Raw genomic sequence first — 11,561 nt, 5'->3', positions numbered from 1 at the left:
CCCCTGCCCTGCCCCCCGCGCTGGACCTCCTCGGCATTGCCGTTTTCGCCCTCTCCGGCGCGTTGGCGGCGGCGCGGTTGCAGCAGACATTCGTGACGGTCGCGTTCTTCGCGCTCATTACCGGCGTCGGCGGCGGTTCACTGCGAGACCTGTTGATCGGTGCGCCGGTGTTCTGGGTGCACGATCCGTTCGTGGCACCGGTATGCCTCGTCGTCGCGCTCGTCGCGTGGTTCACGCCCGTGCGCTGGTGGAACGGGGTGCTACTGGAATGGGCGGACGCGCTGGGGCTGGCGGTCTATTCCGTGTTCGGCACAATCAAAGCCCTATCGTGGGGCGTGCCGCTGGTCGCCGCGATCCTTATGGGCGTCGTCACTGGCTGCATCGGCGGCATCATCCGTGACGTGCTGGCCGGCAGCCCGTCTATCCTGATGCGTCCGGAGCTTTACGTGACGGCAGCGGCACTTGCGGCGTGCCTTGCTGGTACCGGGATCGCCTTCGGGCTTTCCCCCGCGCTGACCTGGGCGCTGGCTGTATCAGCGGGCTTTACCTTGCGCGGCGCGGCGATCCACTGGTCGCTGGGCCTGCCCGCACATCGGGGGGACGACTGAGCCGTCCCGCCCTGGCGTAGTTCAGATCATCGCGTGGCCGTCGACCGCAACCGAGCGGATGTGCCCGGTATCGTCGACGCTGCAGGCATAGGCGCTGCCGCCTTCGAGCCGCCCCTCGACGCTGTAGCGTTCACCCATCCGGCGCACATTATCTACCGAATCGACGCGCCTGCCGCCCTGCTCAAGTTCGCCCGAACAGGCGTCCACCGCCGCATCGAAGCTCCCCTGACCGCTGCCGGAGGCCCCGTCCGGCCCGCCCGGATAGTCGCGCGAACCATAGTCCGCGCCGGCCGGCTCATCGCCATAGCCCTGATCGCCTGCCTGCGGCCCACCAGGATAGCGATAGGGCGCGGGCTCGTCGCCGCGCGTGTCGTTGGCTTTCTTGTTGGCTGAAGTGGCGATCGCAACGGCGGCGCCGCCCACCAGCAGACCTGCGAGCAGACTGCCGCCGTCGACTCCGCCGCCGCGATGGTGACGATGGCGTCCCCAGTCGTCGTAGCCCCGCGCGAACACCGGAGTCGCTGTCATCGAAACTACGGCAAGCGCGGCAAGCGTGGCGGCGGTACGCGAACGGAATATCTGCATCGGTGAATGTCCAAGCCCCGGCGCGCACTGTCCGCGCCGCCTGATCTCAGGCAAATACCTTGCTCATGCTGTCGCGCGGCTGAACCGCCCTGTCGCCGCTCACGGGGTGCCGTCGGCCGCCGGCGAGCCGGCATGGGCGATCGTCGTGGTTTCGGCCGGCAACTTCAGCCCGGTCCACTGCGCCAGAAAGGCCAGGATGTCCGCGCCCTCCTCAATCGCCTTGTCCGTGGGCTTGCCCGATCCGTGCCCGGCGCGAGTTTCGATCCGGATGAGGCGCGGTTTGGCGCCAAGGTCCGCATGCTGAAGCGCAGCGGCATACTTGAACGAATGCCCCGGCACCACGCGGTCGTCGGTATCGGCGGTAGTGACCAAGATTGCCGGGTAAGCCCGGCCTTCGTGGATGTTGTGGTATGGGGAATAGGCCCGCAGCACCTTGAAATCGGCCTCGCGGTCGGGATGGCCATAATCGTCCACCCAGTAGCGACCTGCGGTAAAGCGGTCGAAGCGCAGCATGTCCATGACGCCCACTTGCGCCACGGCCGCCGCGAACAGGGCCGGGCGCTGGTTGACCGCCGCGCCGACCAGCAGGCCGCCGTTGGAACCGCCCTGGATCGCCAACCCGTCCTTCTTCGCGATACCTTGGTTCACGAGGTATTCGCCCGCCGCGATGAAATCATCAAACACATTCTGTTTGTTAGCGCCGCGCCCGGCTTCGTGCCATTCGCGCCCGTATTCACCGCCGCCGCGCAGGTTCGCCAGAGCAAACGCCCCGCCCGCTTCCAGCCACGCCATGCGGATCGAGGAGAAACCCGGTGTCAGTGAAACATCGAAACCACCGTAGCCGTAAAGCAGTGTCGGCACCGGCAGCTTGGCCTTGGCCACGGCGCGGCTTCGCACAACGAACATCGGCACCCGCGTTCCGTCCTTCGACGTGAAGAAGCGCTGGTCGACGACATAGGCGCCCGGATCGTAGCACATCTTGGGCTGCGCGAAGGGCGCGGTTACGCCGGTCGTCAGGTCCATCCGATAGATCGAGGCGGGGCAGTTGAAGCTGGTGAAGGCATAGAACGTCTCGGGATCGCCGGGACGCCCGCGGAAGCCCGAGGCCGTACCGATGCCGGTCAGCGTTAATGTTCTCCCACCGCTCCCATCAAGCGCGAGAATCTCGGCATGGCTGGCGGCGTCGCGCATGTAATTGAGGACAAGCCGGTCGCCGACAATGCCGGCGCGCTCAAGGATGTCATCCCCCTCCGCGACGACCTCTGTCCACTCAGGCGTCCGTGTACCGGCGCCTTTCGCATCGAGATCGATGGCGACTAGCCGATAGCGCGGCGCCTTCCAGTTGGTGACGTACCACAGGCGCCGCCCGGCCCCTTCGACCAGCTTCCAGTCGTCCGTAAAGCCGGTAACCAGCGGGATCGCCTTCCAGCCATCGCGTTTGTAATGGGTCAGGTCCACCGCCCGCACTTCGTACCGTGGATCAGTGCCGACATGGGTGGTGATCAGCGCAAGCCTGCCGTCCTGCGTAACTTTCGCCACATGCCCGTATTCAGGATGCCCCGGCGTTGCATAGACCAGTTCGTCCTGCTCCTGCGCGGTGCCGAGCCGGTGGAAGTAGACCGCCTGATCGTAGTTACGCCCCTGGAAGGCCGCACCCTCATCCGGCGCAGGGAAACGCGAGTACAGGAAGCCTTCTTCGCCCACCCATGCAAGGCCGGTAAACTTGGCCCAGCGGATCTCGTCGCCCAGCGGCTTGCCGGTCTTGACGTCGATCACCCGCAGCACTCGCCAGTCGCTCCCGCCATCCTGCACGCTGTAGAGCAGGTAGCTTCCCTTCTGCGACGGCTCCCAGGCATCGAGCGCCGTGGCGCCGTCCGCAGCCCAGCCATTGGGGTCGATAAGCAGGCGCGCTTCGCCGGAGAGGCCCTTGCGCACGAACAGTTGCGCCTGGTTCTGCAGCCCCGAGTTCCGCGTATAGAAATAGCGGCCACCCGCCTTCACCGGCAGGCCGAAACGTTCGTAATCCATAAAGGCGCGGATCCGCTGCTGGAACCGTTCACGCTGGGGTAGCGCGCCGAGGTAGGCCTCCGTCACACGGTTTTCGCGGCTTACCCAGTCGGCAACCTCCGGCGCATGGCGCACGTCGGCTTCCAGCCAGCGATAAGGGTCGGCAATGTCTTCGCCGAACAGGGTTTCGACGAGCGGATCGCGGCGGGTCTGAGGATAGGTGACATCAGGGACCGTTTCAGCCCGGATGGGCGTGCCAGCGCAAAGCAACAAGCCCCCCATCAGCGCCCGCAGGCGGTGCATTTCGCGTTTCCTTCCCGGCCCTTCGTTCTCGCCACCCTTCTAGCATATGCGGATGGAAGGGAAAGGGAGGCTGCGGGCGAAGCGCCTGCGGCCTCCAACGAAAAAAGCGGCCGCGAACCGAAGTTCGCGACCGCTTTTTACTATCCCGTCAAGGACGCCGGAGCTCAGGCTTCAGCGAATTCCTCGGCGTCGGCGTTCACCGGGCCAGAATCCTGACCCTTGGCGGTGACGTCGCGGTCAACCAGTTCGATGATCGCCATCGGGGCAGCGTCCGAAGCGCGAATGCCGGCCTTGATGATGCGGGTGTAGCCACCCTCGCGACCAGCGAAACGCTCGGCCAGAACTTCGAACAGCTTTGCTTCCTGCGTTTCGTCGAGGATGCGCGCATGCGCCAGACGACGGTTCGAAAGACCGCCCTTCTTGGCAAGCGTGATCAGCTTCTCGAGGTAAGGACGCAGTTCCTTGGCCTTCGGAGTGGTGGTCTTGATCTGCTCGTGCTTGATCAGCGCGGCGGCCATGTTGCGCAGCAGGGCTGTACGGTGGCCGGACTTGCGCTGCAGCTTGCGGCCGCCCATTTTATGACGCATTTTCAATACTCCGTTCGTAGGGGGGCCGTGTCAGGTACCCCGATCCTGGCAGCCGCTTGAGGGGGACCGCCGATACCCTGAAAAACATGATCCCGACCAAGGCCGGGATCATGCTTGAAGATTTTAACCCAGCAGCTCTTGTTCGAGCTTCTTGGCCATCTCTTCGATGTTCTCGGGCGGCCAGCCCGGGATGTCCATGCCGAGGCGCAGACCCATCGAGGAGAGAACTTCCTTGATCTCGTTGAGCGACTTGCGGCCGAAGTTCGGCGTACGCAGCATCTCGGCTTCGGTCTTCTGGACCAGATCACCGATGTAGATGATGTTGTCGTTCTTGAGGCAGTTTGCCGAACGGACCGACAGTTCCAGCTCGTCCACCTTCTTGAGAAGGTAGCGGTTGAGCTGGTTGGTGTCGCTCTCTTCCGAAGTCGAAGTACCACCAGCGGCCATGCCGATCATCGGCGACTGACCGACGGGAGCAATGTCCTCGAAGTGAACGAACAGCGCCAGCTGGTCCTGGAGGATTCGCGCGGCATAAGCCACGGCGTCTTCCGGGGTGACGGTGCCGTCGGTCTCGACCGTGAGGTTCAGCTTGTCGAAGTCGAGTTCCTGCCCGATGCGGGCATTGTCGACCTTGTAGCTGACCTGACGCACCGGCGAGTAGAGCGAGTCGACCGGGATAAGACCGATCGGCGCGTCGACAGGACGGTTCGACACGGCGGGGACGTAGCCCTTACCGGTGTCGGCGGTCAGTTCCATGTTCAGCGTTGCGCCCTCGTCGAGGTGGCAGATCACGAGGTCCTTGTTCATGACCTCGATGTCACCCGAAACGGCGATATCGCCAGCCTTCACCGCGGCCGGGCCGGTGGCGGAGAGCTGGAGACGCTTGGGGCCTTCGCCCTGCATCTTGAGCGCGATCTGCTTGACGTTCAGGACGATGTCCGTGACGTCCTCACGCACGCCGGCAAGCGACGAGAATTCGTGGAGCACGTTCTCGATCTTGATCGAGGTGATCGCGGCGCCCTGCAGCGAGGAGAGCAGCACGCGACGAAGCGCGTTGCCGAGCGTCAGGCCGAAACCGCGCTCGAGAGGTTCGGCAACGAAGGTCGCCTTCAGCTTGGGGTCGGGTCCCGGCTTGATCTCAAGGCTGTTCGGCTTCTTGAGTTCCTGCCAGTTCTTGATGTTGACAGTCATGGACTTCCCCTGGGAGTGATGGCGGTTACGCCCCGAAGGCCTGGTGGAAAGGCCCGGGACGTTCCGAAGACGGGCGACGACCGGTCGTCGCCCGCATTAGCTCGATCAGACGCGGCGGCGCTTCGAGGGACGCACGCCGTTATGCGGAATCGGCGTGACGTCACGGATCGAGGTAATGGTGAAGCCCACGGCGGCCAGAGCACGCAGAGCGCTCTCGCGGCCCGAACCCGGGCCCTTGACTTCGACTTCGAGGGTGCGGACGCCGTGCTCGGCGGCCTTCTTGCCTGCGTCGTCCGCGGCCACCTGAGCGGCATACGGAGTCGACTTACGGCTGCCCTTGAAGCCCATCATGCCTGCCGAGGACCACGAAATCGCGTTGCCCTGGGCGTCGGTGATGGTCACCATGGTGTTGTTGAAGCTTGCATTCACGTGGGCAATGCCGCTCGTGATGTTCTTGCGCTCGCGGCGCTTAATGCGCTGGGGTTCGCGTGCCATGTTCGTGGTTCCTGTCGATGTATCGCGTGGGAAAACCGGGGGCCGGAGTGCGGCCCGCGCAGCTTACTTCTTCTTGCCGGCGATCGGCTTGGCCTTGCCCTTGCGGGTGCGCGCATTGGTATGCGTGCGCTGGCCACGGACCGGCAGGCCCTTGCGGTGACGCAGGCCACGGTAGCATGCGAGATCCATGAGACGCTTGATGTTCATCGCGGTTTCGCGACGAAGATCACCTTCGACCGTGTGGTCGGCGTCCAGGGTTTCGCGGATCTGCAGGACTTCGGCGTCCGACAGGTCCTGCACGCGGCGGGTATGGTCGATGCCGAGCTTGTCAGCGATCTGAACGGCCTTGGTGCGGCCGATACCATGGATGTAGGTCAACGCGATGATAACGCGCTTGTTGGTGGGGAGATTGACCCCGGCAATACGTGCCACTTAAAAACTCCTGCTCCACAGAGGTCGAAGGCGACCCCTATCTCAACGCTGTGAACACCCGGGCAGGCAAATGACAAAAGGTCCGGTTGGCGAAACACGCAGGTTCTGTGAACACTGCGGCCTTGGCCTCGCCGGACTTGCCGTATGCTGTCGAGTGAAGGGCGCGCTTAGAACGATTCGCGCGGGCTGTCAACGCCCGGAGCGCCGAGGAGCAGGGACCGCCCGCCGAATGGCGGTGCGTCGATCGCGCTTGTGAGTAGTGTTTAACGCAAATCGCCGGGCCAGTCAAAGCACGTGATGCCTACCGGTCTTCAGCGACCCACGATCATCCCGTCCGCAGACAGGGGCTCCTGCGCCAGCGGCACCACGCCGCCCGTCGCCGGCCCGGCCTCAACAGGTTCGGGCACAGCCCCTGGAACCGCCATTTCCGCAGCAGTTTCCTGTTCCGGCAGCGGGAAGGCCGCTGCAAAAGAGCCGCCCAGCTTCTCGCCGAGCCGGCGAACCTGCTGCCCCAGCATCCCATCGACGCCCGGCGCGAGTTTTTCGAAAGGCGTGCGCGTAAAGCCGCCCACCACGTACTCCAGCAGCACTTGCGTACCGCCCTTCGCCTTCGGGTTGAGCTGGATCGTCAGGGTGCCAATTGCGGCATCGGCCTGCAAAGGTCCGAGCGCGCCGACCAGGCGTACCGCGCGCGGCCGCTCGATATAGACCACCCGCATGTGCTCGACACTGCCGCGAGGCGCGCCCTTGGGCGACGACGCATTGGGCAGGATTTCACAGAAGCAGCCCCCTGCCCGCGCATCGAGCGACAGATTGGCCGCTTCACCTGACCAAGTGTGATCAGAATCCCACCAGACCGAAGGCTTGATCAGCAAGGCCCAGGTTTCTTCGGCGGAGGTCGACACGTCGATGACGTGACGCACCACAAAACCGTTTTGCGAAACCTGCGCAACGCTGGCCGCTGCGGGCAGCGGCGCAGCCGCTGCCCCAAAAGCAATGGGCAGAGCAAACGCGATCGCGAAACGCTTCATCGGACACTTGCCCCCCGCGCCCGGCGCCGGCGATGCTGCCGGTAACCGGGCCATTGCGCTTACTTGGCGAGGATCGCCTCGATCGCCGCGGTAACTTCGTCCATGTCCGCCATTCCGTCAACTTTGCTGACGATGCCCCGCACCTCGTAAACGGGAAGGATCGGCGCGGTCTTGGCGCGGTACTCGGCCATGCGCGTACGCACGGTTTCGGCGTTGTCGTCTGGACGGCGCTTGAACTCGTGCCCACCGCACTTGTCGCAGGTGCCTTCGACTTGCGGCTTCTCGAACGTGTCGTGGTAGCCCTTGCCGCACGATGCGCAGGTGAAGCGCCCGGTGATGCGTTCGACGAGCGCATCCTCGTTCACGTCCAGCTCGATCACGTGATCGAGCTTGCGGCCCCGGGCTTCAAGAATCGAGTCGAGCGATTCGGCCTGTGCCTCGGTGCGCGGATAGCCATCGAAGATGGCGCCCGATTCCGCACCCATCGAGTCAAGCTCGTCGCCGATGAGCGCGGAAACGATCGCGTCAGAAACCAGTTCGCCGCGCTCCATCACGGCCTTGGCCTCGAGCCCGGTCGGCGTCCCAGCCTTGACCGCAGCGCGAAGCATGTCGCCGGTCGACAGCTGCCGCATCCCGTGCTTCTCGACCAGGCGCTGGGCCTGTGTGCCCTTGCCTGCCCCCGGCGGTCCGAGAAGAATGATATTCACGCCTTTACCCCCTCAAGTTTATGCGGTCTTCGTCCGCTTTCTTCAGCCGCCCCGGCAGCTGCCTTCAGCGCAGGCGGCCCTTCAGCTTCGCCTTCTTGATCAGGTCGCCATACTGGTGTGCCAGCAGGTGCGACTGGATCTGCGTGATCGTATCCACGGTCACGTTGACCACGATCAGCAGACTCGTGCCACCCATGAACAGGAGCGGCAAGCCTGTCATAGACAGGAAGTACTCAGGCACCGTGCAGACGATGGTGAGATAGATCGCACCGATCACCGTGATTCGCGTGAGCACGTAGTCGAGATAAGTCGCGGTGTTCTTGCCCGGACGGATGCCCGGGATGAACCCGCCATTCTTCTTCAGGTTGTCCGACGTCTCTTCCGGATTGAAGACGACCGCAGTGTAGAAGAACGAGAAGAACACGATGCCGGCTGCGTAGAGCAGCATGTAGAGCGGCTTGCCGTGCCCCAGGTACTGGTTGAGCGTGACCACGACCTTGCCCATCGTCGAGTCCGGGCTCAGCGTGTTCCCGGCAAACTGGGTGATGGTCAGCGGCAGCAGCAGCAGCGAGCTGGCAAAGATCGGCGGAATCACGCCGGCGGTGTTGAGCTTGAGCGGCAGGTGGCTACGGTCGGCCTGCATCATGCCACGCTGCGTCGCACGCTTGGGATACTGGATCAGCAGGCGGCGCGTCGCGCGCTCGCAGAAGCAGATCATCAGGATCATCGCGACCAGCAGCGCGATCAGCGCCACGATCAGGAACGTGCCGGTGTCACCTGCGCTGTAGGCCTGGCCAACGTTGCTGGCGAAAGTCGGCATCTGGGCGACGATGCCGGCCATGATGATGAGCGAAACGCCGTTGCCGATACCGCGCGAAGTGATCTGCTCACCCAGCCACAACAGGAACATGGTGCCGCCAACGAGGCTTATGACCGCGCCAACGCGGAACATGATGCCCGGGTCGACCACGGCTTCCAGCCCGCTCGACGCGCCGTAGGCTTCAAGGCTTACAGCCAGGAAGTAACCCTGCAGCGCACAGAGGCCGACAGTTCCGTAGCGCGTATACTGGTTGAGCTTCTTGCGACCGGCCTCGCCTTCCTTCTTCAGCGCGACGAGCGCTGGATGGAGTGAAGCGGCCAGCTGCACCACGATCGAGGCGGTGATGTAAGGCATCACGCCAAGCGCGATGAGACTCATCCGCGAGAGCGAACCACCCGAGAAGGTGTTAAACAGGTCGAGGATACCGCCCTGCGTCTTGCTGTAGAGCGATTCGAGGATCAGCGGGTTCACGCCCGGCAACGGAACGAAGCTCAGGAAACGGAACACGATCAGCGCACCGATGGTGAACAGGATGCGCTTCTTGAGCTCGGTAGCCTTGGAGAAGTTGGCCAGGCTCAGCGTACTGGCAATATTGTCGGCGCGGGAAGCCATGACGTTCTGAAAGCCTCGAATGTTCTAATCGGATTCGCCCTTAGCGGCTGTGGCCTGCCTTGTCGAACCTTGGAAGGAAACTGGCCATATAGACATTCGGACGATGTCTGAAAGCCCTTGACGCGTAAAATGCACGCCGCACCGAAACGCCGCCCATAGCAAAAGAGGGCGAAGCGCCTGGCGCCCGCCCTCTTCCGTTAGCTTTGGTGCGTTAGCAACAGCCTCAGGCTGCGGCTTCTTCCTTGGCAGGAAGGATCACCGAACCGCCGAGCTTTTCAACAGCGGCGACGGCACCGGCCGATGCGCCCGCAACGTTGAAGGTGACCTTGGAGGTCAGTTCGCCCTTGGCGAGGAGGCGCACGCCGTCCTTGCCGCCGCGAGCCATGCCTGCAGCCTTCAGTACAGCGTGGTCAACCACGCCAGCGATGTCGAGCTGGCCAGCGTCGATCGCCTTCTGGATGAGGCCGAGGTTCACTTCTGCGTAGTCCTTGGCGAACTTCTTGTTCGAGAAGCCGCGCTTCGGAATACGCATGTGGAGCGGCATCTGGCCACCCTCGAAGCCGTTGACCGAGACGCCCGAACGCGCCTTGGCGCCCTTCTGGCCGCGGCCTGCGGTCTTGCCCTTACCCGAACCGATACCACGGCCGACGCGAATGCGGCGGTGACGGGCGCCGGCGTTGTCGCGGATGTCATTCAATTTCATGGTCTGCACTCGCTTTCGCTTTGGTCGCGCTTGATGGAAGTCGGGGCCGTTAGAGGAAACAGGGCCGCGTGTCACGTATTGATTTTAGGCACGAACGTTAAGTGGTCCTCGCGGAATCAGTGCCGTCAGTTTCCTCCGCCGAAGCCCACGAGGAGCTTCGCGCTTTCCGGCACGCGCGTTCCGAAGGCGTCGCGGGCGGGCGTCCATCGCACAATTTCCACCGCGAGGCCGCACAACTCCTTGTCGAAGCCGGGCGAAACGGAGACCGGGTCCATCTTGCACTCGGTCGTGTTACCCTGCTCGTCGACCTGGAAATTGAGGTCGTGGCGAGCGAAGTCCTGGCGCTTGAGCACACGCTGGTAGCGTTCCTTGAGTTCGGTCAGCGCGTGGTTGAATTCCGAAAGGCTGGCATCGTCCCAACGCGGTTTCTGGCGCAGGCTCGCGAACTCATCCTCTGTCACGAGCGGACGCATGAGGCGAATCATCGCATACCAGCGCATGATCCGGGCCACCTGCAAGGGCGATTCGCGGTCGATGACGGACTGGCACACCGCGCCTGTCGGGCTTGCCTTTGCCTCCAGCAAAGCCTCGGCAGCGGGCCAGCGGTGATAGGCAACGGCCCAGGCCAGCGGCGTCAATCCGAAGAGATCGGGCACATTCACGTCCTGCCTGTCGCGCTCGATCAGCACACCGATGTCGTAGACCGACCCCCGCCGCGCTGCCGCGCCCAGCCCATAGGCCATTCGCGCGGCTCCCAGCTCTGCAAATCCGTAAGGCTGCACGATACCGGTGTCGGGGTTATCGGAGACCACCGCGGCAGGACCAGCTTTGTCCAGTGCCCGGCACACGTCAGCATAAGGATAGCGCGGATCTGCCAGCATGGTGGCGTTATAGCGCCGCCCGAAGCCGGTCACTGTATCGTCCGGCATCTGCTTTTCAGTCTTGGCGGCATCGTCGGCAACGAAAGCCAGCGCCCGTACCGACCAGGGCGACAGGCCGCCGATCACCCGGCACTGCACGCCGTAGGGTTCGGTCGCGATCCCCCGTGCAGTGGTTGCTGCCGCGAGTCGGTAGTCGCCCGCGTCCAGTGCGTCATTCGCTTCCGCGACCGCATTCGCGGTGCCGTTTGCGAGTGCCTTGCGCACCGAGTCGTCGCTTTTGCGTAGGCGTTCGAGGAATGCCGTATCGGAACGCACGTCGTTGCACTTGGCCAGCGCAGTCCCGCCTGCCGTGAGGTCGTCTCCCGCATCCTGGCGCGAACAGGCGGTAGCGCCCAGCGCACCCAGGCACAGAAACGAGGCTGCCAGAAGCCGCTTGCCGATCAAGACTTGTCCCCGAATGGCGAATACAAAAATGAAGGTCCGCCCGGCCCTCGCAAGGTCCGCGCGGTGGAGCGCCCGCGAATAGCACAGCGCGCGATGGTGGGAAGAGTGTTGTCACATTACCCCCGCCGGCCTCGCTGCTTGCGCGCCTTACGCAG

General features: G+C 63.9%; 12 protein-coding genes. 1 reads left to right on the top strand and 11 read right to left on the bottom strand.

The window, feature by feature from the left end:
- A partial coding sequence (locus GVL61_RS22735) for a trimeric intracellular cation channel family protein (protein WP_235037856.1) occupies positions 1-608 on the top strand: 608 nt, incomplete at its 5' end.
- Between the two features lie 21 nt (positions 609-629).
- Here GVL61_RS22735 and GVL61_RS22730 read toward each other — a convergent pair.
- The 11 genes from GVL61_RS22730 to GVL61_RS22680 all read right to left on the bottom strand — a co-directional run bounded on the left by GVL61_RS22730 (position 630) and on the right by GVL61_RS22680 (position 11,406).
- Entirely contained in the window at positions 630-1,193 is a 564-nt protein-coding gene (locus GVL61_RS22730) for a hypothetical protein (protein ID WP_200844960.1), read from the bottom strand.
- 99 nt (positions 1,194-1,292) lie between these two features.
- Positions 1,293-3,503: a prolyl oligopeptidase family protein gene (locus tag GVL61_RS22725; RefSeq protein WP_159983244.1), complete on the bottom strand. Its 2,211-nt coding sequence runs from the start codon at positions 3,501-3,503 to the stop codon at positions 1,293-1,295.
- 164 nt (positions 3,504-3,667) lie between these two features.
- A complete protein-coding gene (gene rplQ, locus GVL61_RS22720; RefSeq protein ID WP_159983242.1) occupies positions 3,668-4,090 on the bottom strand; it encodes a 50S ribosomal protein L17 in 423 nt (140 codons plus the stop codon).
- Between the two features lie 123 nt (positions 4,091-4,213).
- Positions 4,214-5,281: a DNA-directed RNA polymerase subunit alpha gene (locus tag GVL61_RS22715; RefSeq protein WP_159983240.1), complete on the bottom strand. Its 1,068-nt coding sequence runs from the start codon at positions 5,279-5,281 to the stop codon at positions 4,214-4,216.
- Between the two features lie 105 nt (positions 5,282-5,386).
- Positions 5,387-5,776, bottom strand: coding sequence for a 30S ribosomal protein S11 (rpsK, locus tag GVL61_RS22710; RefSeq protein WP_008831163.1), 390 nt, complete (start codon positions 5,774-5,776; stop codon positions 5,387-5,389).
- A 63-nt stretch (positions 5,777-5,839) separates the two neighbouring features.
- On the bottom strand, positions 5,840-6,208 hold the full coding sequence (gene rpsM / locus GVL61_RS22705; RefSeq protein WP_159983238.1) for a 30S ribosomal protein S13: 369 nt from the start codon (positions 6,206-6,208) through the stop codon (positions 5,840-5,842).
- Positions 6,209-6,519: 311 nt separating this feature from the next.
- Positions 6,520-7,239 (bottom strand): SRPBCC family protein, encoded by a 720-nt coding sequence (locus GVL61_RS22700; protein WP_159983236.1) that lies wholly within the window; start codon positions 7,237-7,239, stop codon positions 6,520-6,522.
- Between the two features lie 59 nt (positions 7,240-7,298).
- Positions 7,299-7,946, bottom strand: coding sequence for an adenylate kinase (locus GVL61_RS22695; RefSeq protein ID WP_159983234.1), 648 nt, complete (start codon positions 7,944-7,946; stop codon positions 7,299-7,301).
- A 64-nt stretch (positions 7,947-8,010) separates the two neighbouring features.
- The gene (gene secY / locus GVL61_RS22690; protein ID WP_159983232.1) at positions 8,011-9,378 is read right to left on the bottom strand and encodes a preprotein translocase subunit SecY; all 1,368 of its coding nucleotides are present in this window, start codon (positions 9,376-9,378) and stop codon (positions 8,011-8,013) included.
- A 223-nt stretch (positions 9,379-9,601) separates the two neighbouring features.
- A complete protein-coding gene (rplO, locus tag GVL61_RS22685) occupies positions 9,602-10,081 on the bottom strand; it encodes a 50S ribosomal protein L15 (RefSeq protein WP_159983230.1) in 480 nt (159 codons plus the stop codon).
- 125 nt (positions 10,082-10,206) lie between these two features.
- Entirely contained in the window at positions 10,207-11,406 is a 1,200-nt protein-coding gene (locus GVL61_RS22680) for an ankyrin repeat domain-containing protein (protein WP_159983228.1), read from the bottom strand.
- Positions 11,407-11,561 lie beyond the last annotated feature (155 nt).

The sequence above is a fragment of the Novosphingobium sp. 18050 genome (assembly GCF_902706195.1).
In the GTDB taxonomy this organism is placed as follows: Bacteria; Pseudomonadota; Alphaproteobacteria; order Sphingomonadales; family Sphingomonadaceae; genus Novosphingobium.
This window is presented reverse-complemented; position numbering and strand designations above follow the sequence as displayed.